Origin of the sequence: Vibrio sp. V23_P3S9T160 (genome assembly GCF_963886625.1) — a bacterium.
Lineage (GTDB): Bacteria > Pseudomonadota > Gammaproteobacteria > Enterobacterales > Vibrionaceae > Vibrio > Vibrio anguillarum.
This window is the reverse complement of sequence record NZ_CAWPDB010000193.1, coordinates 5045-28490: the sequence shown is the minus strand read 5'-3', so window position 1 is coordinate 28490 and position 23446 is coordinate 5045. Positions and strand designations below refer to the sequence as shown.

The 23446-nt window shown below is 43.9% G+C and carries 19 protein-coding genes and 2 pseudogenes; 13 read left to right on the top strand and 8 right to left on the bottom strand.

Annotation, left to right across the window (positions count from 1 at the left end; genetic code table 11):
- The first annotated feature begins 8 nt into the window (after positions 1-8).
- Complete coding sequence (locus tag AACU59_RS18030; protein WP_161437558.1) at positions 9-1265, top strand: PTS ascorbate transporter subunit IIC; 1257 nt, start codon at positions 9-11, stop codon at positions 1263-1265.
- 58 nt (positions 1266-1323) lie between these two features.
- Here AACU59_RS18030 and AACU59_RS18025 read toward each other — a convergent pair whose 3' ends face one another.
- Complete coding sequence (locus AACU59_RS18025) at positions 1324-1767, bottom strand: dCMP deaminase family protein (RefSeq protein WP_010319355.1); 444 nt, start codon at positions 1765-1767, stop codon at positions 1324-1326.
- A gap of 849 nt (positions 1768-2616) precedes the next feature.
- On the opposite strand from AACU59_RS18025, the gene AACU59_RS18020 reads away from it, so the two are divergent.
- The 4 genes from AACU59_RS18020 to yddG all read left to right on the top strand — a co-directional run bounded on the left by AACU59_RS18020 (position 2617) and on the right by yddG (position 5714).
- Complete coding sequence (locus AACU59_RS18020) at positions 2617-3603, top strand: Gfo/Idh/MocA family protein (protein WP_094145151.1); 987 nt, start codon at positions 2617-2619, stop codon at positions 3601-3603.
- A gap of 30 nt (positions 3604-3633) precedes the next feature.
- Positions 3634-4032 carry an OsmC family protein gene (locus AACU59_RS18015; protein ID WP_026028175.1) on the top strand — a complete coding sequence of 133 codons (399 nt, stop codon included), beginning with the start codon at positions 3634-3636 and terminating at the stop codon, positions 4030-4032.
- Between the two features lie 171 nt (positions 4033-4203).
- Positions 4204-4803, top strand: coding sequence for a sugar O-acetyltransferase (locus AACU59_RS18010; protein ID WP_176428540.1), 600 nt, complete (start codon positions 4204-4206; stop codon positions 4801-4803).
- Positions 4800-5714 carry an aromatic amino acid DMT transporter YddG gene (gene yddG, locus AACU59_RS18005; protein ID WP_013868422.1) on the top strand — a complete coding sequence of 305 codons (915 nt, stop codon included), beginning with the start codon at positions 4800-4802 and terminating at the stop codon, positions 5712-5714. Before AACU59_RS18010 ends, yddG begins: the two co-directional genes overlap by 4 nt.
- Positions 5715-5795: 81 nt before the next feature.
- Here the strand turns inward: yddG and AACU59_RS18000 are convergent, their stop codons facing one another.
- Both AACU59_RS18000 and AACU59_RS17995 read right to left on the bottom strand, forming a co-directional pair.
- A complete protein-coding gene (locus AACU59_RS18000) occupies positions 5796-6692 on the bottom strand; it encodes a cation diffusion facilitator family transporter (RefSeq protein ID WP_017043151.1) in 897 nt (298 codons plus the stop codon).
- A gap of 219 nt (positions 6693-6911) precedes the next feature.
- Positions 6912-7790 (bottom strand): LysR family transcriptional regulator, encoded by an 879-nt coding sequence (locus AACU59_RS17995; protein ID WP_019280762.1) that lies wholly within the window; start codon positions 7788-7790, stop codon positions 6912-6914.
- Between the two features lie 213 nt (positions 7791-8003).
- Here AACU59_RS17995 and AACU59_RS17990 point away from each other — a divergent pair, with 213 nt between their 5' ends.
- On the top strand, positions 8004-8585 hold the full coding sequence (locus AACU59_RS17990; RefSeq protein ID WP_038198459.1) for a class I SAM-dependent DNA methyltransferase: 582 nt from the start codon (positions 8004-8006) through the stop codon (positions 8583-8585).
- Positions 8586-8883: 298 nt separating this feature from the next.
- Here the strand turns inward: AACU59_RS17990 and AACU59_RS17985 are convergent, their stop codons facing one another.
- Together AACU59_RS17985 and AACU59_RS17980 are read right to left on the bottom strand one after the other, a co-directional pair.
- Positions 8884-9798, bottom strand: coding sequence for a LysR family transcriptional regulator (locus AACU59_RS17985; RefSeq protein ID WP_040122741.1), 915 nt, complete (start codon positions 9796-9798; stop codon positions 8884-8886).
- A 153-nt stretch (positions 9799-9951) separates the two neighbouring features.
- Positions 9952-11925 carry an acetoacetate--CoA ligase gene (locus AACU59_RS17980; RefSeq protein ID WP_176428528.1) on the bottom strand — a complete coding sequence of 658 codons (1974 nt, stop codon included), beginning with the start codon at positions 11923-11925 and terminating at the stop codon, positions 9952-9954.
- A 270-nt stretch (positions 11926-12195) separates the two neighbouring features.
- Between AACU59_RS17980 and phhA the strand changes: the two genes are divergently transcribed.
- The 3 genes from phhA to AACU59_RS17965 all read left to right on the top strand — a co-directional run bounded on the left by phhA (position 12196) and on the right by AACU59_RS17965 (position 15953).
- Positions 12196-12987: a phenylalanine 4-monooxygenase gene (gene phhA, locus AACU59_RS17975; RefSeq protein WP_017045087.1), complete on the top strand. Its 792-nt coding sequence runs from the start codon at positions 12196-12198 to the stop codon at positions 12985-12987.
- Entirely contained in the window at positions 12980-13312 is a 333-nt protein-coding gene (locus AACU59_RS17970) for a 4a-hydroxytetrahydrobiopterin dehydratase (protein WP_013868428.1), read from the top strand. Before phhA ends, AACU59_RS17970 begins: the two co-directional genes overlap by 8 nt.
- Positions 13313-13628: 316 nt before the next feature.
- A complete protein-coding gene (locus AACU59_RS17965) occupies positions 13629-15953 on the top strand; it encodes a methyl-accepting chemotaxis protein (protein ID WP_094145053.1) in 2325 nt (774 codons plus the stop codon).
- On the opposite strand, the pseudogene AACU59_RS17960 reads toward AACU59_RS17965, so the two are convergent.
- Positions 15950-16126, bottom strand: a pseudogene (locus AACU59_RS17960) (MATE family efflux transporter); the annotation flags it as partial. The gene AACU59_RS17965 and the pseudogene AACU59_RS17960 sit on opposite strands and share 4 nt — an antisense overlap.
- Between AACU59_RS17960 and AACU59_RS17955 the strand changes: the two are divergent.
- From AACU59_RS17955 to AACU59_RS17945, 3 genes and pseudogenes are all read left to right on the top strand, one after another.
- Positions 16113-16259 (top strand): annotated as a pseudogene (locus AACU59_RS17955) (helix-turn-helix domain-containing protein); the annotation flags it as partial. The pseudogenes AACU59_RS17960 and AACU59_RS17955 sit on opposite strands and share 14 nt — an antisense overlap.
- 237 nt (positions 16260-16496) lie before the next feature.
- Complete coding sequence (locus tag AACU59_RS17950) at positions 16497-18044, top strand: DUF3369 domain-containing protein (RefSeq protein ID WP_161437557.1); 1548 nt, start codon at positions 16497-16499, stop codon at positions 18042-18044.
- 50 nt (positions 18045-18094) lie between these two features.
- On the top strand, positions 18095-18868 hold the full coding sequence (locus AACU59_RS17945; RefSeq protein WP_017045093.1) for a transporter substrate-binding domain-containing protein: 774 nt from the start codon (positions 18095-18097) through the stop codon (positions 18866-18868).
- A 5-nt stretch (positions 18869-18873) separates the two neighbouring features.
- Here the strand turns inward: AACU59_RS17945 and AACU59_RS17940 are convergent, their stop codons facing one another.
- Positions 18874-20844, bottom strand: a complete 1971-nt coding sequence (locus AACU59_RS17940; RefSeq protein WP_202598771.1) for a PAS domain-containing sensor histidine kinase — start codon at positions 20842-20844, stop codon at positions 18874-18876.
- 113 nt (positions 20845-20957) lie between these two features.
- On the opposite strand from AACU59_RS17940, the gene AACU59_RS17935 reads away from it, so the two are divergent.
- Positions 20958-21926: an ABC transporter substrate-binding protein gene (locus AACU59_RS17935; protein ID WP_094124325.1), complete on the top strand. Its 969-nt coding sequence runs from the start codon at positions 20958-20960 to the stop codon at positions 21924-21926.
- A 100-nt stretch (positions 21927-22026) separates the two neighbouring features.
- Here AACU59_RS17935 and emrD read toward each other — a convergent pair whose 3' ends face one another.
- Positions 22027-23232, bottom strand: a complete 1206-nt coding sequence (gene emrD, locus AACU59_RS17930; RefSeq protein ID WP_013868437.1) for a multidrug efflux MFS transporter EmrD — start codon at positions 23230-23232, stop codon at positions 22027-22029.
- Positions 23233-23446: the final 214 nt, after the last annotated feature.

Sequence of the window (23446 nt, the reverse complement as noted above, 5' to 3'; positions counted from 1 at the left end):
GAGGCACTATGGAATTCTTTAATTTTTTAATGAATGACGTGCTTTCTGAGCCAGCAGTGTTAGTTGGCTTGATCGCATTAATAGGTTTGATCGCACAGAAAAAACCATTGACGGAATGCATTAAAGGTACCGTGAAAACTATTTTAGGCTTCATTATTCTTGGAGCTGGTGCGGGGCTAGTTGTTGGTTCGCTAGGAGATTTTGCGACCATATTTCAGCATGCTTTTGGCATTACTGGTGTCGTTCCAAATAATGAAGCCATCGTGTCTATTGCTCAAAAGTCATTTGGTAAAGAAATGGCGATGATCATGTTTTTCGCGATGCTGGTAAATATATTGATTGCACGCTTTACACCGTGGAAATTTATATTCTTAACAGGGCACCACACTTTATTTATGTCGATGATGGTGGCTGCAATTTTGTCATCAAGCGGTATGTCCGGTATTCCATTGATTGCCCTAGGTTCCATTGTCGTTGGTAGTGTTATGGTGTTTTTCCCAGCAATTGCACATCGATATATGCGTCAAGTTACAGGTTCTGACGATGTTGCTATTGGTCACTTCTCTACACTTTCTTATGTATTAGCTGGTTTTATTGGTAGTAAATTTGGTAATAAAGAACATTCTACGGAAGATATGAATGTTCCTAAAAGTTTACTATTTTTACGTGATACACCCGTTGCGATCTCATTTACTATGGGCATCATCTTTATGGTGACCTGTCTATTTGCTGGTGGGGAATTTGTGCGTGAAGTGAGCGGTGGAAAACATTGGTTTATGTTTGCGCTGATGCAATCTATTACGTTTGCGGGGGGTGTGTATGTCATCTTGCAAGGTGTACGTATGGTTATTGCTGAAATTGTTCCTGCGTTTAAAGGTATTTCAGACAAACTAGTTCCTAATGCTAAACCAGCATTAGATTGTCCTGTGGTATTCCCCTATGCCCCAAATGCTGTCTTGGTCGGCTTTCTATCTAGTTTTCTTGCTGGCTTATTAGGTATGTTCTTACTCTACATTATGGGTTTGACAGTGATTATTCCTGGGGTTGTTCCACACTTCTTTGTTGGTGCTGCCGCAGGGGTATTTGGTAATGCCACAGGTGGGCGTCGTGGTGCTATTTTGGGCGCATTTGCGCAAGGTTTATTGATCACGTTCTTACCTGTATTTTTAATGCCAGTGCTTGGAAACCTAGGTTTTGCTAACACAACGTTTAGTGATGCTGATTTTGGCGCAGTTGGTATTTTACTCGGCCTGATTGTTCGTTAACACTCCCAAACAAAAACCGCCCTTCCAATTTGGCAGGGCGGTTTTTTTTGACCATTAATTATTTCAAATCACTAAGCGGTAGCCAGTTTACTTTAACACCCGCTTGTAAAAACATATCTTGGCTGACTTTGATCTTATCACCCCAACGGGATAAGAAGTCTTCTGTTTGCTCTGGGCAGTGTACTGCGGAAATCCCAGTTTGAATGATTTTTGCTGCACAGTTTGGGCAAGGAAAATGTGTCACATAAATTTCGCAACCATCCAAATCACGCTTGGCGAATAGGATGGCATTTTCCTCAGCATGCAGTGTTTTGAGGTATTTCATATCACGATCATCGGTGCCTGCACTGTCTGAAATACCATGCGGGTAACCGTTAAATCCAACCGAAACGATGCGATTTTGCTTAGTGATCACTGCGCCGACTTGCGTGGAGGGATCTTTACTCCAAGAGCCAACAAGTTCTGCCATTTGGTAAAAGCGCTGTGCCCATTTCGAAATCATGTGTTGTTCCTCTGACGATTTTCTTGCATTTCCTCAGTAGCGAGGGAGATATGTGATTAAGATCGACATCAATATCCTAGTTTTCTCACACTTAGTCTAGAGCAATTCTCATTTCTAAATAGAATTCAGCCGTGCCAATCAGTATTAGAGTGAGAGCTCTATCTCATTTCGTGCGGGTATCTTAGCTACGGCGATAGGCAATTATAGGATTAAGTTTGTGAGAGATCTCTTACACGTATCGTGAGACTTTAACGTTTTGCTATGCAATAAAAAGAGATTGAATTCCTATAATTATTTGAATTTAAATGATAATTTTCATTCGGTGTCTTTCTGGTAGAGAAAAAACAACAGGTGGGGGATTGCTGAAAAAAGTGAAATCCGTAATCTGAAGTTGTCAGCAGGAAGCGGACACGGAACAGGAAAGACCCAAGGATAGGTCATCTTCAGGACGAAGATTCGATAATTCAGGAAGAATGATCGGCAAGGATAGCGAAGGACATTAGCTGGATGCTGAATAACTAGGATGGTTATCAAGGAAAGTTAATGGACGGTGCAAAGGAAAAGTGCACAAATCTGTCGGGACGACGGAGTTAAGGACACCGCTAGGAAGGCGATGAAAGGGAATGCGCTGAGGGAATTAGCAGACTATCAAGGAATTGATGCAGGGAGCACTTATCAGTAGCTGGATTGCTGCGAGTAAGAACTGGAACCCCACTAAGCGAGAGCTTAGTGGGGTTTTCTTTATTTTGGTTACCTGAAAATAATGGCCACCTGAAAATAATAAGTGGTGAGGTTAACATTGCTTCCTGCGGAGTAACTCCAGATAATAGGTGAAAATAATGAAAGGATATGATGATGATTCGCTTAGCTGTTATTGGAACCAACTGGATTACTGACCAATTTATCGAAGGGGCATTAAAAACGGGGGAATTTCAGCTAGTAGCGGTTTATTCCCGTTCGCTGGACAGGGCGAAACAATTTGCCGAAAAATACGATGCTCCTGCTTTGTTTACTGACCTTAAGAGCCTAGGTGAGAGTGACAATGTGGATGCCGTGTACATCGCCAGCCCGAATGTACTGCATGGTCCACAGTCGATTCAAATGATGCAAGCGGGCAAACATGTTATCTGTGAGAAGCCGCTGGCTTCTGATTTCTCATTAGCACAGCAGATGTATCAAGTTGCCAAACAGCATGGCGTAGTATTATTCGAGGCCTTTATAACCCCACATTTGCCCAATTTTTCCGTTCTCAAACAAGAGCTATCGCAGATTGGCGCTATCCGTAAAGCGGTGCTCAGCTACTGCCAGTATTCCTCTCGTTACCCTAAATATCTTAAGGGTGAGATGCCCAATACCTTTTTGCCCGAGTTCTCCAATGGTTCGATCATGGATATTGGTTATTACTGTTTGGGCTCAGCCATTGAACTGTTTGGTGAGCCTAAATCGGTACAAGCCCAAGCGCATTTACTGGAGACGGGGGTTGATGGTAACGGCAGTGTGATCTTAGGATATGACGGTTTTGATGTGCTATTAATGCATTCAAAAACCAGTGACTCCTATGTGCCGAGCGAAATTCAAGGTGAAGAGGCCGCACTGCACGTTGAGATGATCTCTACCTGCAACCGCATCACGAGAATTAACCGTGGTGGTCAAACCCAAGATCTGAGTATTGAGCAACACGCCAACCGCATGTTCTACGAAGCACACAAATTTGCAGATCAGATACAGAACAAGACAATAGATGAGCAATGCAAATTACGCTCACTCACCGTTTCCAAATTATTGACAGAAATACGCCGCCAAACGGGCGTGATTTTTCCAACCGATAACCTGTAGTTTCATCGCACAGAGAAGAGAGCAAAAATAATGCAAGCTGAAGTAAAGTGGGTCGAAAATTTCAAGTTCTTGGGCCAATCCCAATCTGGTCATTCGGTGGTGATGGATGGCAGTGGTGGTGCAACCGCGCCTAGCCCGATGGAGATGGTTCTGATGGCCGCGGGAGGTTGTAGCTCTGTGGATGTGGTTGATGGCTTAAAATCGGCCAATCAACAGGTCACTGCATGTAACGCCAAATTGACGGCTGAGCGCCGTGAAACCGCACCTCGGATTTTTACGCTAGTCAATATCCATTTCGACGTATCAGGCGTTGATCTTGACCCTAATGTCGTTGAAAAAGTGACGGCCGATTCATTAGAAAAGTACTGTTCTGTCTGCTTAATGTTAGGCAAAGGTGTCACAATGACTCACAGTTGGTCGATTGTTTAAGCCATTCAATCAATAAGACTAGGAAAAAGCAATATGCTCTGATCTTGCCTTTTCCTGTGCGTTACAGGTTGGTTGAAATTAAAGAGGAAAGTGAAACAGTGAGCTTTTCTCTTTTTTCTTTTGTTTATCCAAGTAGTCTAAATACACTAGATGCATAAGGAGGAACGGCTCATGACCGAAATGGAAAAAATGATGAATGGTATGGTGTTTGACGGTGCAGACCCAGAAATGGAAGCCATTCGTAGTAAAGCAGGACATTTACTGTTGCAGATCAACCAATGCGCCGATGCTACAGCCCGCCATCAATTGCAAACTCAGCTATATCGTGAAATTGGCCAACAAAGTGTGGTGCAGCCTCCTTTCTATTGTGAATTCGGTGAAACAATTTCCATTGGTGATGAAACCTTTATCAACATGAATGTCACTATGCTTGATGGCGCTAAAATCACGATTGGTAATCATGTTTTGATTGGCCCTAACACCCAGTTTTATACACCAGCGCATGCTTTGGATTATCGCAGCCGCCGCTTGTGGGAAACATTTTGTAAGCCGATTACGGTTGAAGATGACGTATGGATTGGTGGCAACGTTGTGATTAATCAAGGAGTCACGATTGGTGCGCGTTCGGTTGTCGCGGCAAATTCAGTGGTCAATCAGGATGTGCCAGCTGATAGCCTAGTCGGAGGCACACCAGCGAGAGTGCTCCGTTCATTAAAAGAAATGAATGGAACATCTGACCTGCATAGTTCAGTTAAGGAAGGGCATCATTGAAGCAGCATAAACATACACTATTTGGTGTTGCGGCTATCTTGCTGTGGAGCTGTCTAATGGGGCTAATCAGAACAGTCACCGAGCAATTTAGCCCAATTGGTGGGGCGGCGCTGATTTACACTGTGAGCTCAGTATTTCTGATGCTTGTCATGGGTGTGCCTAAATTCAAACACTTTTCTCTGCGTTATGTTCTGATCGGTGGCGCGCTTTTTGTGAGCTACGAAATCTGCTTAGCATTAGCGTTAGGTATGGCCAATGATCGCCATCAAGCGCTCGAGATGGCGGTGATTAACTATTTGTGGCCAGCCTTGACGGTGTTGTTTGCGGTATTTCTCAGCCGTAAACCCGTCCATATTCTTGTGTATCCAAGCGTTGCGCTCGCATTTGTCGGGGTTGCTTGGACCATTACTGGTGATAGTGGGTTTTCGGTGATGCAAATATCAGCCAATATTGCGACTAATCCCTTAACCTATAGCATGGCGTTTGGCGGGGCGATTATTTGGGCTGTTTATTGCAATATCACCAAACAATTAGCCAATGGACAAAATGCCATTATCCTGTTCTTTATGGCTACTGCTATCGCCCTCTGGATTAAGTATTTTCTTAGCAGCGAAAGCACTTTAGTGTTTACCGTTCCAGCAACCTTGAATTTAGCGTTAACGGGTGTGGTGATGGGCAGCGGTTATGCACTTTGGAATGTGGCAATCTTGCGTGGCAATATGGTTCTATTGGCGACTCTTTCTTATTTCACTCCAGTGATTTCAACCTTGCTTTCATCGCTAATCTTAGGTGTAGCGCTTGGGCTAAGCTTTTGGCAAGGTGTGATTATGGTAACGATGGGTTCTTTAATTTGTTGGTGGGCGACCAGAGAACGTCAATCGACGGTGCAAGAGAAAATGCCAATAGCCTGACCTGACATCGCAACAGCTTTGCTATGTATAAAAAAAGCCCTCTCGGGAACGAGAGGGCTTTTTCCGTTTAATTGAGACTGATTAACGAGCTACGTTCATGGTTAATTGCAGTACGAATGGCAGCTTTGATAAACGCTTATGTAGCGAGCGACGAGTACTTTCGATATCTTCAAGTGCAATCATTTCATTCTCATCAGGACGAATGTCGACATTGACCCACAGCTCATGACCGACTTTAGTCACCGCAGTTAACTCAATATCTTGTTCTGATTCTTCACCTACGGCAATGACACCTTGATCCACGGTTTTACAAATCTCTTTGCTTGGTGACATCATCAACAATTCACGTGTTGCCGATTTAAGCATGTCATAAGGCACTTTGATAAAGTAAAACGACATTAATAGCATCATGATTGGGTCTGCATAGACGGCATATTTTGCCCAAGGAGACAAGGTCATCAACCAAGCGGCAATGAAACCGACCGTTACCGCGACGCTTAATAGCGTGTCCATTTGCCACTGTTTTACTTCAGCGTCAATCAAACCAGAAGAGTAACGTTTACTCTTGTTGACCATGAACCACCACGCAATCGCACAACCAATCACGTTCACTGTGCCAAAAACAGTTGCGATAGAAGCATCCACTTCTCGACCACCGCTAAACAATGCCATGACAGCCGAGTACAACGAATAACTCACGACTAACAAAATAACGCTGGCTTTGATAGCAATAACCGCAGGTTCTAGCACCGCGCGTCCAAAGGGAAAAGTCGAGTCAGAAGGTTTACGAATGTAGCGTGACGCCACCAGCGACAATAATGTTAACAGCAAACTAACCAGTGAATACACACCGTCAAACACGATAACCAGTGAACCGACAAGCATACCAACCACAAGTCCGCCACCAGCAAAGCCAGAAGCTAAAAGGGCCGAAATCGTCAAAATGCGATTTTCATTATTTCTTGTTCGAGCACACATAAAAGACTACCTGTTGAAAACATGCTGTTATTTTGGCTTAAAGCACGGTTTTGACAATCTCTAAGTGCATTGGTCGTTGGCTTGAATATTGGGGGTTAAGTTTATTTTTAATTAAAACAAATAGTTATGTTGTTATTTGTCTGTCAGGATAATTGACGCTGACTGTCTTCGCTTTAGATTGTTTGAAATGTGGGCATCTTGAAAGCTAAACAACGGAAATTAAAAATCAAACAAATAGTCACGCAACTTATCTGCTAACCAGTTCATGCCAGGGTGTTCGGCCATGCCTGTAGACGTAAACATGCAGTAATCTTCTTGAGTGAGACCGTAGGTGTGTTTAATCACCGTTAGTTTTTGTTCACGTAGGAAGTGGCGAATTAAAGGTTCTGGCAATACGCCCCATGCATTCTCAGTCAAGATGGTATTGAGCATGTAATCGAAACTGGAGAAGCCAATGTAGCGACGAGAGAAAGGTTGTAATTCGGGGTTATCTTTTTCGTTTAAATAGACCATCACGGCTTGCATTGCTCTGCGCAGTTCTTCGTCGGTGACTCGCGAAATTTTAGTTAGCGGGTGGTCACTTTTGCACACCGACATCATCCGGATTTTACCCAAAGGTTGATAAGTGATCCGCGGGTCATTGATCCTTTCGTAATCGACGCCAAAAGCAAAATCGACTTGATGGGTGGCAATCAAGTTGGCTAAGTCGCCGCTTGAAGCCAATACAAGGTTAAACGAGGTCGCGGGAAAACGATTATTCAGCTGGTGTGCAAAATCTTGCCACAAGGCATCAGGAAGAGAATCATCACGGGCAATCCACATCTCGGCGTTGAAGCCCCGTGATATTTGCGTACAGGTGTGTTTTATTCGCGCAATGGTCACCAAAACACTTTCACAATCTTTATAAATTGCTTTCCCCGCTTCAGATAGAGTCAGGTTGTTGCCGGTGCGCACAAACAGAGCGGTATCGAGCTCTTTCTCCAACGCTTTAATCGCCATACTGAGTTTGGTTCGGTTACATTCTAATTGTCGCGCCGCTTCAGAGACTGAGCCAGTGTCCGCGACAGAGAAAAATGCTTCAATTTGAGAAAGGTTCATAACGTTCTCTAAGGCACAATAATGGGTTGATCATAAACAATTTTAGTACCACTGCCTATCTGATGTTCTGTTACCAACTGACGGTTTTCTCGCCAATCAAAGCCAGTTCATCATTTCTTAGTCAAGATTGAGCTGTAACTCTATGAACGTAACACAGTTTTGGTTTATTCTTGGGGAAATTTCCCCAATACAAGAAGTAACACGGAGGCCATGATGGCGAACGAATGGGATGAGTGTGCAGCTCAGTGGGAGCAGGACGAATCCACAACGCTTTTTGCTCAAAATGTGTTTCAGCAATTGCAGAAACGGGTCACTCTCGAAGGTAAACATGTTCTTGATTTCGGGTGTGGTACGGGTTTGCTGAGCCAAATGATGTCTCGCCATGCCAGAGATATTGTCGCGCTAGATGGCTCTGAGGCCATGATTGAAGAGTTGGATAAAAAAGAGTTGGTCAACGTTGAACCCGTGGTGGATTTTCTGACCCGTGGTCTAGTCGCGCAACATCCGGCCTTTCGCAAACAATTCGATCTTGTTGTGGCCTCATCTGTGTGCGCGTTTGTGCCGAATCTTAATGAAGTATTTACCATCATTCATTCTCTATTAGATGAGCATGGCGTCTTTATTCATTGGGATTGGTTGGTTGAAGAAGATGATCCTGACTATGGCCTTAGCCAAAATCAAATTGAGACACAGCTGAAAAGTGCAGGTTTTAGCCAAGTCGAAACCGCAGTTGCGTTTGAGGTTAAAAACTCAAAAGGTCTCGCGCCAGTAGTGATGGGTATTGGTAGGAAATAACATCATAAATTGAATGGTTTTCCAGATTGAGAATGGCTTATTTACGTTATTTCACTGTTCCATACCAACCAACTTGCGTAATCTTGAGTTATTGATAAGTGTCACGATAGTGTTCCTTTCTAGAAAGCGCTTAGACACTTATCAGTAATAATTCTGTTTGTTGACTAATAACTCATGGCTAGGGTTAATTAAAAAATAAGAGCACATCAGAAAAAATAAAAGAAGGCCAGCACTATCATTGTGCTGGCCTTCTTTATTTTGAGCATTGAGCTAAATTTTCAATGTTAATTCACAAACATCAGTGTGGTTTTTTGAGCTGATCACACAACCATTTCAAAGCTTGGTCGTTCATACTGGGCTTATTCCACACTAAGCTGTAAGCCACTTTCCCATAATTGAAAGGTAACGGTTTGACGAGCAACCCCTTAGCTTGCATCGCTTGTTCCGCCCAGCGTTTGGAGCAAGTAAAGAGTGAGTCGGTATGCTTGCATAAGATGGCGGCCGCACCAAAGTCAGCGACAACAACCGGAACATGACGAGCTCGATGAGATTGAGCTAAATTCTGTTCAAAAAAAGGTTCAGCCAGCTCTTTGTCCATGATGCCGATATGCGATTGAGCAAGGTAGTGATCGATAGTGAGTACTTCATTGGCTAAAGCATGATCACTACGCATTAAGCAGACCATTTCATCGTGAGCAATCACTTCCCACACGAGTTCTTTATCTCGCGTTGGGGGCTGGCTGATATCGTGTGGCAAAATGACGAAATCAATCAGCCCGCTTTGCAGGGCGTCGAAGCCATAGTGATCTTTCGAGTAGATAGTAAAGGAAGCTTGCGGTGCATGATTTTTTATTACGTTTGTCAAAATAGGAGCAAACAACTCGAAGGCACTTTCTCGCATCGCAAGGCGGTATTTTCCCTGATAATGTTGAGGTTCGAAATTTGAGTGATGCAGCAATCCATTCATGCTAGAGAGGATTGAATGGACAGTGGGGCCCATTTGTAGCGCGAAAGGGGTAGGTATTAAATGTGTACCATCACGATAAAATAGTTCATCTTCCAAGAGAATGCGCAATTGCGACAAGTTTTTACTGATGCTTGAAGGGCTAATGCAGAGCTGGGCTGCTGTCTGCGTGACGCTGCGGGTACTGAGCATGACGTGTAGCGCTGTTAAGTGTTTTAAACTGATTCTTGAAAGGTGAATATAATCCATAAATAAAGGCGGTTCCTCCAAACTTTTTCAAAAGCATATCACTGACATACTGACAAATTACACGAAAAGATGCGGGTTATTTGACAAGCTGCCGAAATATTTACCGCTATGCGCCTACATCAACTTCCATCGCCTTTATTTCAAGAATAATGTTTATGTAAACAGCGTGTGGATTTCTTCTAATACATGAGGATTAGCAATTGCACCTAAGTTTTTGACTGTCTCGCCATGCAGTACTTGCTTCACCGCGAGTTCTACCAGTTTTCCGGATTTGGTACGTGGCACATCACTGATGGAATGGATCTGCGCAGGAACATGACGAGGGGAGCAGTTTTCTCTTAGGCGCTGTTTGATGGTGTTCACCAGTAGGGTGTTGAGTTCGCACTGTGGAGCCAGTTGTACAAAAAGGATGATCTGCTCATCATTATCGATTTTCTGACCCACTGCGACCGAATCTTGTATTTCAGGAAAGCTATTCACTTGCTGATAAATTTCCGCCGTGCCGATACGCACGCCTCCGGGGTTTAAGGTGGTGTCACTGCGCCCGTAAAAACGTATTCCACCATTGTCGGTCCACTCAACTTCATCACCGTGGTGCCATACACCAGAGAACTTGCTCCAATATGCATCGTGATAACGTTGGCCATCATCATGCCAAAACCCGATGGGTTGATTAGGGAAACTGTTGCGGCAGACTAACTCTCCCCGTTGTTGTATCACGGGTTGACCAAGGTCGTTAAATACGGCGACATCAAGTCCTAAGCCTGCTCCTTGGCATTCTCCTCGATACACCGGCGATATGGGGTTGCCAAGCACGAAGCAGCCACAAATATCGGTTCCACCCGAGATAGAGGCGAGGTGTAAGTCCGCTTTTATGTTGGCGTATACATAATCAAACTGTTTTGGGTACAAAACCGAACCTGTTGAACATAATGTTTTCAGTGAGGAGAGAGGGTAGTAATCGCTCGGTGAATACGCGGTTTTTTGCAGTGCCTCTAAATATTTGGCCGATGTACCGAACAAAGTGATGTTGGCTTCTTCTGCCAAATCCCACAATACTCCCGGTTGCGGATACATTGGGCTACCATCATAAATAACCAACGTAGCACCGCTAGCGAGCGCCGAAACATGCCAGTTCCACATCATCCACCCACAAGTGGTGTAATAAAACACACGATCGCCCGGTTGAATATCACAGTGTAATTGATGCTCTTTGAGATGATTTAAAATCGTACCGCCAACCGAATGGGCGATGCATTTGGGTTTACCTGTCGTACCTGATGAGTACAAGATAAACAGTGGGTCATTGAAGCTAACGCGTTCATAGCGTAGCCCACGTGGAAGGTAACTTGCGAGAATCGCATTCCAATCAGAAAAAGCGTCGTTAAAATCAGCCGTGAGTGAGCGTTGATGTAAATATTCGATCTGACAAATGTTGTGTAGGCTCGAAATAGCATCGGCAATCTGACCGTTTTTTTCTTCCATGAGGTGGGTTTTGCCATTAAACGTATACCCATTGCAGCAGAACAAAATTTTGGGTTGTACTTGGCCGAAACGCTCCACTACGCTGTCGACACCGAAATCAGGAGAGGTTGATGTCCAAACGGCTCCTAAGCTAGTAGTCGCTAACATAGCCACTAAAGTTTCGGTCATATAGGGTAAGTAACCGGCGACAACATCACCTTTTTCAACTCCATTTTGTTTTAACCACTGCTGGATAATAGAAACCTGATCACTGAGTTGCTGCCATGTTAGCTTCTTGCTTTGCCCATTTTCATTTTTAAACCAAACGGCAATGCCTTCTGGTTGTTGAAACGCATAAGAGAGCAGATTTTCCGCGTAGTTCAATTGTGCTTGGGGAAACCAAATTGTGTCTCTGGCGGCGGTGAAGTCGTCCCATCTCGCAATCCCCTCACCGTAAATGCAGTTACCACGAAAGCCGATCACATCGCAAAATTGCCACACTTCTAACCAAAATTGTTTTCTCTCGGCAACGGACCAGAGATGCAGTTGTGAGTAGCTTTCTATCGCCTCACCTTGCATATTAATGTGCTCAATAAACTGGTTTAAATTGGACGCTTTGATGCGGTCTTGGCTAGGGACCCAAAGCGGTGTGTGCGGCGTCAAATTTTCTTCAAACATAATCGCGTTCCCTACAACCCTACAAGTGGGTATATATCCGTTTATTTTCTGATCTGTTGGCACTGTTTAGTGTTGTCGGCGAATGCCGCAAAGTCAAACGGGTTGGCCATAATCATATCCCTGATATCTAAGTAAAAAAACCATAAATGTAAAATATTTGTTACGCGTGAGCGTCGTCAGATGTCGAGCCTAAGATTGGCAGACTTTTCACGAGGCGATAGGCTTAATGCAATCGGTTTGTTAAAAGGTTGTGGTATGACGCAGTATCATTCTAAGCCATTAAATAGCAAAGGTTTCATTGACTGGAGTAACGAAGAGGATCGGATTTGGTATGATCTGATCGCACGTCAAGAGACCGTCGTTGAGCAGCGAGCATGCCAAGCCTATTTGGATGGGTTAGCGATGCTGCAACTCTCTAAAGATCAGGTTCCTCAGTTGCCCGATATCAACCGTATTTTGCAACGTGAAACCGGATGGCAAGTCGAGCCGGTGCCCGCTTTAATTAATTTCGATCGATTTTTCGCCTTATTGGCAGAGAAAAAATTTCCAGTTGCCACGTTTTTGCGTAGCCGTGAAGAGTTTGACTATTTGCAAGAACCGGATTTTTTTCATGAGATTTTTGGTCATTGCGCGATGCTTACTCATCCTGATTTTGCATCATTTACTCAGGTTTACGGCAAGCTTGGGGCTAACGCGAGCCCAAAACAGAGAGCTTATTTGGCGCGGCTCTATTGGTTTACGGTCGAATTTGGTTTAGTGCAAGAAAGTGACGGTGTAAAAATCTATGGCGGAGGTATTTTATCCTCCCCCGCTGAAACCGTGTATAGCCTTGATAATCAAACGGCCATACGTGAAAAATTTGACATCCAACAAGTGCTGAGAACGCCATATCGTATTGATATCATGCAACCCATTTATTATGTGTTGGATGATCTACGAGATCTGTACCATTTGAGCCAAGAAAATCTTGTACAGCAGGTAGAAAGTGCCATGCAGGCAGGCTTGTTGGCCCCCTTATTTCAACCCAAGGAAGAGACCCATGCTTGAAGAATTACGTTGTGAAGCTTGTAGCCTTGATGCGTTAGCATTATCGATCCCCGAGCAGCAGCAACTACTCACTGAACTTGAGGGGTGGTCTATTGTTGTACGTGATGACATCCCCCAGTTGGAAAAAGTGTATGTGTTCAAAAACTTCAAGTTGGCGTGGGCATTTTCTAACCAAGTTGCTCAATTAGCTGAAGCGGAATTCCACCACCCCAGTTTGTTATTAGAGTGGGGAAAAGTGACCGTGACTTGGTGGAGCCATTCCATCAAAGGATTGCACAAAAACGATTTTATCTGCGCCGCAAAATGTGATGGATTAATCGATTAAAACCAATACTATCAATGTTTTAGTTTTAGATCTCGACCTGGTGGTTATTTTCCCTTCGTCGTGCACTTGAAGCTGCAGCAGTGCTGGCTACGTTTGCTCAACCCAGCATAGAGTTTACTTGTGCTCATGGGGATGAGCTCACTTACCGCCTACCTGCAACTTCAACAAGTTGTTTGGATGTATCCGGTCGTTTTTCTACGCAAAAGCCAAACCGTGACCTACACTTTGAAAAGCTCATAATACAAATTTCATATAAACCCAGTGGCTGGGGGCGACGATGGCTTTACAAAAAGTTGTTCATTTCTATGCGTAGGGTTTGACTATGAAAATATCAACGAAAATCATTGCGGCATGTACTATCTTGTGTTCAGTTGGCGTGGTAATCAGCGGTGGTTTTGTTGGGTGGCGAGCATCAGAGCTCTCAAGCCAAGCACTTTATGACCGAGCCGCAAATCAACTTACCTCCGTACGCGAAATCAAAAAGAGTGAAATAACTAACTATTTCAAACAGATCCGTCTGCAAATTGAGACCTTGTCTTCCGAGGTATCGACTCAAGAAGCAATGGATTCTTTTACTCGTTCGTTCTCTCGTTATCCTGCCCACCGTATAACGCCCCAAGATACGGATGCGCTAGAGCGGTATTATCGTGATCAGTTTGGTCGTACTTACCGTCAGGAAAACAGTGGCAGTCAGCCAAATGAGCTTGGTGCGTTTGCACAGCTTTCAGAGCAGGGAAAAGCACTGCAGGCTCGCTACATCGGCGTAAACCCTAACGAGCTTGGATCCAAACATCACTTGGATTTTGATTCATTGGGCAGCAGCTATGATGAAGCTCACCGGCGTTATCACGCCTCGTTTAGGCGATTTTTAGAAGCGTTTGGCTATTACGATATTTTCCTTGTCGATTTGTCAGGCAACGTGGTTTATACCGTGTTTAAAGAACTGGATTTTGCGACCAATTTATCAACTGGCGTATATCAAAATTCGGGGCTAGGCCATGCATTTGCTAAGGCGAAAAACTTGCAAGAGGGGCAATCCTACCTCGAAGACTTTGCACCTTATTATCCTTCCTATGAGGTAGCCGCTTCGTTTATTTCGGCCCCAATTTTCAAAGAACAGCAGCGGGTAGGCACGCTGATCTTTCAGATGCCGATCGATGTGATCAACAACATCATGACATTTGGCGGTAGCTGGGCTGATGCGGGGCTCGGTAAAAGTGGAGAAACTTACCTTGTGGGGCAAGATGGTTTATTGCGCAGTCAATCACGGTTTTTATTAGAAGATCCTGAGCAATACTTTCAAACCTTAACTGATATTGGTGTTGAGCCAGCCACCATTGATCAAATCAAAACTAAGGGTTCGGCCATTGGACGTCAACGCATCAAGACCGACGCGGTACGACAGGCATTGGCGGGTGGACAAGGCCTAGAAACCATCAAAGACTATCGCAATGTTGAAGTACTTTCGGCCTACGCACCTCTGGATGTTTTGGGACAAAAATGGGCTATATTAACTGAAATCGATCAATCTGAGGCGTTACAAGATGTCTCGACTTTAGAGCGTTCAGTACTGCAGACGGTGTTGATTAGCATTGCTGTTCTTGTGGTGCTCTCACTCTTTATTTCTTACGTCGTAGGAAGTGGTATATCCAAACCTATCCGCAGTGCGTCGTTAGAGCTGCATCGGATTAATCAGGAGAATGATTTAACCGCGCGTTTAAGTGAAAAGGGTAAAGATGAAATGGCGGAAGTTGCGGTTGCCTTTAACCAGCTATTTAGCAGCTTACAGAAAACCATTGAGCAGTTTGCGCGGGCGACGGAGTCACTCAACGGCAGCACTCAACGTATGTCTTCCAATATGGAGAGCACGCGAGGCGCTGTTGCCGAGCAGAGTATGAGAACAGAATCGGTCGCGGCGGCGGTAAATCAAATGAGTGCTTCAATTGGCGAGGTAGCGCAGTTTGCTAGCCGAGCTGCCGATTATGTGAAATCAGCTAATGATACAGGGTCACAAAGTGTCGACGTCGGGGAAGCGTTGGGAAATGAAATCAGTTTGTTGAGCGATGAGATGAGGATGGCGGTGGAAGCTATTGAGCGGCTCCATAGTGAAAGTAATTCTATTGCTGAAGTGCTTGATGTTATCCAAGGTATCGCCGAGCAGACCAACTTACTGGCCCTTAATGCGGCGATTGAAGCAGCACGTGCTGGCGAGCAGGGGCGTGGTTTTGCGGTCGTTGCCGATGAAGTGCGATCATTAGCAGGGCGCACGCAAACTTCTACTGAAGAGATCCGTAAAAAAATCGATTCGCTACAACATGAAATAAACAGTGTGTCGCAGGGAATTGAAAAGGCCAATGAAACCGTGGTGAAAGGGGTTGAAACCTGCCATTTGAATACGGATATGCTTGCTCAAATCATGTCGATGTTAACCGAACTGAATGACATGAATGTGCAAATTGCTGCCGCGACAGAAGAGCAAAAATCAGTAACGGATGAAATCAGCAGCAGTATTACTTCGATTGCCGATGCTTCACTGTCGGTTTCTGGGCAGGTGAATGATGTTGATGGGGTGCTTACCGACCTTTCTGGGCAAGCAGAGACACTAAATAGTGAGATTGCTCAGTTCAAATATAAGGCGTAACGCTGTGCACCAATTTCATGTCCAAGCAAGATAGAGGCGGCCACGGCAAATCCAAGAAAGGCGGAAATGAGTACACTTTCAATTGGGGAAAGCAGTGAGATAATCGCAAGTTCAGAAACGCCCAACTGACCGACAATAACGTTGTAAATCAAAATGCCAGCCGCTCGTTTGCTTGTTTCTACCGACTGGCCAATCCAACATGTCGGTGACATTGTCGGCTATCCTAACCCAGCAAACTTTAGTACTCGTTTTAAGGTATGGAGCCATTGCACACCACGAGAATTTCGTAAAAAACGAAATGATTAATTCCACGGCATTGGTAAATGGCACTCTTCATTCATAAACTTTTTTATCTACTAAACGCGATGAAATTATTGCACCTCGAGCACGGCTTATGAAGGTTATTGAAATATCAATATCATTGAGTATATGGCTTGTAAAAATCAATTTATTCATCACATTAATTAGATTCTAACCACCAACAAAACGGTTATGTGCTAAACCTATAAGAGTAGGAATATTGTCAATATAGAGAGATAAGCGATGGATCTGTTTGCGGATTTTCGACAAGAGGCTCAACCAAAGAGTGAAGAGAGTCATGAACTTAGTGTTGAAAATAAGCCATGGCGAGTACTGCTAGTCGATGATGATGAGCAGATGCACCAGATCACTCGTTTAGCGCTAAGAGGGTTTTCATTTCAAGGACGGCCACTAGAGCTACTGTCTGCTATGTCTGGTCTTGAAGCCAGAGAAGTGCTGAATACTCAGCCCGATATAGCTTTAGCGCTCGTTGATGTAGTTATGGAGACGGAACACGCGGGGTTAGATTTAGTTAGGCATATCCGTGAAGAGTGTAAGAATAGAATCATTCGTTTGGTATTACGTACCGGGCAAGCAGGGCAAGCCCCCGAAGATACGGTCATCCAAGAGTATGAAATTGATGACTATAAAGAGAAAACAGAACTTACCACACAAAAACTCAGAACCCTGCTCTATTCGATGTTGCGATCTTATCGGGATCTTTGTTTGATAGAAGAGCAAAAAGAGGGGCTTAAACGCGTGATTGAAGCCTCAGCGAAGGTACAAAATACCACAACCTTACAAACCTATGCTGAATCGGTACTGAGCCAGCTCACTTCTTTACTTAAACTCCATGCATCGGCATTTTATTGTATCGTTCAGCCTAAATCTGAAGGCGAAGGTTCGTGTGCTTTAACGTTGGCGGCTATTGGAGGATTTGTCGATTTTTATTCTGACTGTGATTTCTCGCGCTTACCTTCGGAAGTGGCTAAGCGCTGCCAGCTTGCACTGCAAAGCAAAATGTCTCATAGCTACGATGATGCCTCTGTACTTTATATGACAGACAGTCGTGGTGTAGAAAATTTACTCTATATTAATTTGCTTGAGCGCTTATCTGAAAATGACGAACGTTTGCTTGAAATCTATATGTATAACATAGGGTTAACTTTTGAAAACTTAAATTTACAGCTTGATTTACGCGAAACATCGAGGGAGCTTGTTTATAACTTAGCCAATGCCGTCGAAGCCAGAAGCAAAGAAACAGGGGCTCACGTACAGCGGGTTTCTCTGATCTGTGAAAAATTAGCCACATTAATGACCTTACCTGAGCAGGATATTTATATGATTAAAAATGCGTCACCCCTACACGATGTAGGTAAAGTGGCGATCCCTGACAGTATTCTTCATAAACCAGGGAAATTGGACGCTCAAGAATGGGCGATCATGCAAAAACACGTGGAATACGGTGTTGATATCTTAAGTCGTTCAAAACGCAGTTTAATTATCAAAGCGAAAGAGATTGCCGGTTCTCACCATGAAAAATGGGATGGAAGCGGTTACCCAAACCAATTAGCCGGTGAAGGCATTCCTATCAGTGGCAGAATCACAGCATTAGCTGATGTGTTTGATGCTCTTGGTTCTAAACGCAGTTATAAAGATGCTTGGCCGGAAGAGACAATCAAACAAGAAATTGTCGCGCAAAAAGGAAAACATTTTGATCCGATGTTGGTCGATCTGATGCTGGCGCATTGGGATGATTTCATCACTATTCGTGAACAGTTTCCAGACTAGAATCTTTTTTGGAACCGAAAAATAAATCCGTTTTTAGGGAGTAGGATAGAGTGAAAAGCAACCAATTAAAGACGATTGTTGGCTTGTGTACGTCTAGCTTAGCCATCGTTCAGATTCCTTTTGTACAAGCACAAATTGATCCTTCAAATCCCAAACTTAATGAACCTAAACAAATGGTCGCACACCTTGGTGAACTCCCTGGGCTGATTAATGCGGATGGTTCGGGGCCATTTGTCGAATTAGTGAGGTACATGGATAAGGTCGATCCTGATACAGAGATCCATATTGAAGTTTTCCCTTTGCATCGAGCTGTACATGGGGTCGTTAATAAGCAAGCTGACTTTGCCTTACCCGCGATTTATGTTGATGATCCTGAAGGAAAGTTACCATTTCGTTTTAGTACGAAGTCGTTCGGTTTAGTGGCACATGTTCTTTATACAAATAAAGCCAATCGAATCACGTCAGAACAGCTTTGGAGCCAGCCTGATAAATACTACGTTGAGGCCGTTCCTAGCTATATACCTTTTGAAGTTGCGCGCTCAAATAGCATCAATGCTTCACTACTTAAAGTGGCCGCTGGACGTATTGATGGATTTGTCTGGGCACAAGAAGAAGCGGATATTGCGCTGAAAAGTTTAGGTTTAGAGAATGTTTCACGCCAACACTTTGCCGATTTCAAGGATGTATTTGTCATTGCTCACGGCTCTAAAGGCGATGAGGTTGATCAATACTTAACGCGAATACTCTCTCAACTAGAGGAAAGTGGAGAGTTGAAAATACTCTATGATGCTATTCACCGTCCTTACGATGATTGGCAACCTTGACCCTCTTACTTTCTGTCTATTATTACTGCATCATTTATTGCAGCATCATCATTAACAAGTTCAAGGGCCTTAGGGAGAGTAAAAACGTAATGAACACCTTGGCCAACATTAGAACTAAAATCTAGTTTTCCTTGTAATTTTTGAGTCGCTAGATTAAAGACAAGATTCAAGCCAAGCCCTGATCCGCCACGGCCTCTTTTGCTGGTAAAAAAGGGTTCAAAGATTTTATGGTGCAGTTTTGGTTCGACGCCACAGCCATTATCTTTATATTCTAAGAGGATATTCTCTCCTTCCTGTTTGAACGCAATGGTTATGATGGGGTTTTGCTCATCACTAAAAGCGTGGTTGACGCTATTCATCACTAGATTAGAGACTATTTGAGTCAATACTCCAGGCAAGCTGTTCATGGTTAGTCCTTCATCGCCCTCAAGTACGGGGGTAACAGGGATTTTCCTAGTCTCGGGATGAAGACTGGCGATAAGCGCGCTTAATACTTGGTGGATTGAGAATTGACTGCGGCTTTCAGAAACTTGATCGACAGCAGTTTGTTTAAAGTCTCGGATCAGTTTGGCAGCACGATTTAAGTTGCTCTCAAGCATGGCATTGGTTTCATTCATTCTTTGCATTAATTCAGAAAATTGTTGGCTTGTGAGCGTTTGGTTGGCGAAGGCGTTATTTAGCTCTTGTGTTACCTCAATGATTACCGAACTTGCGGTCACCGCGATACCTAATGGCGTGTTGACTTCATGTGCCACCCCAGCAACTAAACCACCTAAAGCCGCTAATTTCTCAGATTCAATCAACTGTGTTTGCGTGGCTTTTAGTTGCTCAATACTGTTTTCCAGATCGCAAGTTCGTTTGGCGACTTGACGCTCTAAGTTTTGGTTGAGTTTTTGTAGTTCAAGCTGCGCCAGTTTTAGCTCGGTAATATTAATTGCTGTGCCCCGTAACCCGATAAACATATCCTTCTCATATCGTGCTATTGCTTGAAACATCAAATAGTGCTTACAATCATTGATGATAATTGTCTCTTCACACATTGAAAACGAGCAGTGTTTAGTAATGGATTGGAGTAATTTTTTCATATCTCGCAGTGAGTCAATCTCTGAAAGTAGTGGCTTGCTATTTTCACTGATATCTAAAGCTTGACGCATGGGCTCGGAAGTGTAAATCAACCTGTCAGTACTATCAGTCTCCCATAACCAGTCGGATGAGACGTCCGTAAAATCGGCTAATCGTTCTTGTTCAAGTTTTATATTGCTGTACAACGTAGTTACATTTCCGGTAATTTTATTGGTCTCATCGGCCAGCCAAGTGAGTTCATCGTTATGCCCCATAATCCATTTCTTATGAGGAAGTTTTAGTGGTTTTGGTGGATGGCGAGGGTTGTATTTGCGTAAGTATTGAGCAATAGCGAAGACACGTCGGTTTACACTCTCATGGAAAATCATCAAAATAGCGTAACAAATAAAGGCAGTCTTAACCGCGTTCACGACCAATATCAGTAGAAACTGCTTGATTAAGTAGTTGTAGATTTCTTGGGCATTAGACTCAACGTAGATCTCGCCAATCTGCTCTTTGGCTTCCGTTTTTGGGTTGATATAAAGCATGGGATAACGGTGTGCGACTAATTGCTCTGTCACTTTTTCTCCGGCACTGAATTGATAACCGCCAGACGTGATTTCCAAATAATCAATTTTAGGCAAGTTCACTAAGCCATCTAAGCGCTGTTGAAGCGTCACGAGATCATAATTCCATAAAGAAGCGGCAAGCAGTTCGGCATGAACGAATTCTATTTCGTGATGACGCTGAGCCACATCATCGAACTCTCTATCATAGTCGAAATAGGTTTGTGCTAACGTTGTCATCAGGGTGACAGCACCACTCAAAATGATAAGGAAAAAAATGATCCTGCGACCAATACGACTCGATAGTGGGTTATCCATGCTTTCATTAAATGTTCGGCTTTTGTTCATCCTGCTTCTCATTTTTTTGAGTGATAATTTGAGTATAGATGTCACATGGGAAGTGTGAATAACATCTTATTGACTACACTATAAAAAAATAGCCGAAACATTGGAGGCAGTTCATGCGTTGGATATGGATATTGTGTTTTATAAGTGTGCCCGTTATGGCGGGAAAAATACTCTTAATAGAGAGCTACGAGCAAGGTTATGAATGGGACGCTAGCTATGTATCCGCCCTTAAGCAGTCGTTAACGCCTGCGCATGAACTGCATACCTTTGAGATGGACACCAAACGTGTACCAGCAAGCCGTTATTCACAAATCGCCGAACAAGCCTTTAGCCGATATCAGCAACTGAAACCACAGGTAGTGGTTTTAGGAGACGACAATGCGTTGGTTCATATGTTGCCGAAACTCTACAACGAGCCAATCTCAATCGTGTTTCTGGGTATTAATTCAAACCCACGAAAATTCATGGCTCAATACCAAGGGCAAGCCAAAGTGACCGGTGTTTTAGAGCGCCCCCTCTATGTGAAAACCATGGGAGAAATTGGCCGGATGCTCGATAAAGATAAGCGTAAAGTATTGGTGTTATTTGATTCGGGTAGTACGGCGAGTATTGCGTTGGAATTTATGCAAACCCAAGCGAGTATGATTGAAAAGAATTTAGGCATTGCGACAGAGATAGCTTCAGTGGCGACAGAGAAAGAATGGCAGACAAGAATAAGCACAGCTAAAGAGCAAGGATTTGGCGCCATAGTCGTGGGGCTTTACCAAACCTTGGTCGATGAGAGCGAAAATAATGTGCCAGCGGATACTGTATTAACGTGGACAAACCAACATACAGAGGTTCCTTTATTTGGTTTTTGGGATTTTTCGATCGGTGCGGGCAAAGCGGCTGGGGGTGTTGTGTTAGCGGGTCGTGATCAAGGCGAAATGGCGGGCAAAACGGTGTTACGTATTTTAAATAATAATGAAGACGCAAGCCGCATTCCTATCCAAATCGGCCAGCAAGGGCGTGCTATTTATCATCAGGGCGAAATGTCACGCTGGGGGTTAAGCGTGCCGGAAGGATGGATGAAGATTGACTGACTTTGATGGGACTGTATTGAATTGTCGAATTCAGTATTACGTCTAAAATAAAAAAAGCAGAGAGGCGGTGGCCCGTCTGCTTTTTCTTCATTACAGTTTATTAAACAGCCAATGGCATTTCATTTGATGGATCATGTTTACTGTAAACACGAATCAAACCAACCACAGCAAACACAGACATCAACAGCATCAATGCACCAAGTGGCATCTGGTCATGAGCTGGAATAGCCGACGCTAAAAGGGTGGCTAAACCAGCCCCAAGGTTTTGCATACCGCCTAACACAGCACCTCCTGTTCCTGCATGGTAAGGCAGTGGTGTTAACGCTCCAGTGGTCGCTGCGGGAAAGAGAATTCCTGCACCGAGAAAATAGACAGTGGCACCACCAATTAAGGTCAATGCGCTGGTTTGCCCCAACACTCCAGGAACAAACACCACCAATGAACCTAATGCTATCGCTACCAAGCCCACATACAAGGCGCTTTTTTCGTTGAAGTTCAACGCAATAACACTCGATAACGCCGCACCAACTAAATAACCAGGGATCGGTAAGACAAACAATAAGCTGACGGTGGTGGCAGGCAGTTGCAAAACGCCACCAAGTAATACACCTGCAGCGGCTTCAAACACCGCGACGCCAGAGAAAGTCGCCACGAGACAAATTAAATACCCTTGGAAACGTTTGTCACTCAGCACATAGCGATAACTGTTTGCAACCGATTCGTGTCTGCGAGCCGCTTTAGGCAATGTTTCTACCATACTCGTCATCATAGTGATCACCACCGCAATCGCGAATAGGGATAAAAATAAGTAACTAGAGCGCCAGCCAAAACTTTCTGTTAAGTACCCACCAAGAACAGGAGCAATGAGTGGCGAAAAAATAACGCACATGCTGATTAGGCTATTGGCCTTATGCAATTCTGCTCCTGAAAAACAGTCTCGAGTAAGGGTTCGAGACATTGCGCCACCACACCCAATGCCAAGCCCTTGAATAAAACTACCGACCAAAAACCAATCGTATTGGTGAGCAAATAATGCGAGTAGCGATCCTGCAATATAAATCAGCAACCCAGCGATAATAATCGGTTTGCGTCCTAGACGGTCTGACAATGGACCATAGACAAATTGTGATAGTCCATAAGGGATTAAATAACATGCCATGACCGCCTGCAGTGATGCAGGAGAAACTAAAAACTCTCCCGCCATATGTCCAATGGACGGGACGTACATCGTTTGTGTCATTTGGCCGACAGCGGTCAAAATCGCAATTAAAAATGTGAGTTTCACTAACGGAAACGATGCGGACATGGTCTATCTCCTGCACAATGGTGCAACTACGAAATATAATTAATATGAATAATGAAACTAATGGCCAGCGTTAAAAGTATCGCTCTTTCGGTGCGAGATATTAGTGAGGCTAGGCGCTTTTATCAATCTAAAAGTGTGAAGTTGAGCAAGATAAAAATCTATGGTTTGAATTAGAAAAACTAATCATTATTTGGGTGGGTAAAGAGAAATGAAA

Excerpts from the sequence above, each read along its gene's own strand:
- AACU59_RS17940 (WP_202598771.1), bottom strand. The coding sequence starts at position 20,844 with ATGAACAAAAGCCGAACATTTAATGAAAGCATGGATAACCCACTATCG.
- AACU59_RS17950 (WP_161437557.1), top strand. The coding sequence starts at position 16,497 with ATGGATCTGTTTGCGGATTTTCGACAAGAGGCTCAACCAAAGAGTGAA.
- AACU59_RS18000 (WP_017043151.1), bottom strand. The coding sequence starts at position 6,692 with ATGTGTGCTCGAACAAGAAATAATGAAAATCGCATTTTGACGATTTCG.
- AACU59_RS18025 (WP_010319355.1), bottom strand. The coding sequence starts at position 1,767 with ATGATTTCGAAATGGGCACAGCGCTTTTACCAAATGGCAGAACTTGTT.
- AACU59_RS17990 (WP_038198459.1), top strand. The coding sequence starts at position 8,004 with ATGGCGAACGAATGGGATGAGTGTGCAGCTCAGTGGGAGCAGGACGAA.
- AACU59_RS17970 (WP_013868428.1), top strand. The coding sequence starts at position 12,980 with ATGCTTGAAGAATTACGTTGTGAAGCTTGTAGCCTTGATGCGTTAGCA.
- AACU59_RS18030 (WP_161437558.1), top strand. The coding sequence starts at position 9 with ATGGAATTCTTTAATTTTTTAATGAATGACGTGCTTTCTGAGCCAGCA.
- AACU59_RS18020 (WP_094145151.1), top strand. The coding sequence starts at position 2,617 with ATGATGATGATTCGCTTAGCTGTTATTGGAACCAACTGGATTACTGAC.
- emrD (WP_013868437.1), bottom strand. The coding sequence starts at position 23,232 with ATGTCCGCATCGTTTCCGTTAGTGAAACTCACATTTTTAATTGCGATT.
- phhA (WP_017045087.1), top strand. The coding sequence starts at position 12,196 with ATGACGCAGTATCATTCTAAGCCATTAAATAGCAAAGGTTTCATTGAC.
- AACU59_RS17995 (WP_019280762.1), bottom strand. The coding sequence starts at position 7,790 with ATGAACCTTTCTCAAATTGAAGCATTTTTCTCTGTCGCGGACACTGGC.
- AACU59_RS18015 (WP_026028175.1), top strand. The coding sequence starts at position 3,634 with ATGCAAGCTGAAGTAAAGTGGGTCGAAAATTTCAAGTTCTTGGGCCAA.
- AACU59_RS17935 (WP_094124325.1), top strand. The coding sequence starts at position 20,958 with ATGCGTTGGATATGGATATTGTGTTTTATAAGTGTGCCCGTTATGGCG.
- AACU59_RS18010 (WP_176428540.1), top strand. The coding sequence starts at position 4,204 with ATGACCGAAATGGAAAAAATGATGAATGGTATGGTGTTTGACGGTGCA.
- AACU59_RS17985 (WP_040122741.1), bottom strand. The coding sequence starts at position 9,798 with ATGGATTATATTCACCTTTCAAGAATCAGTTTAAAACACTTAACAGCG.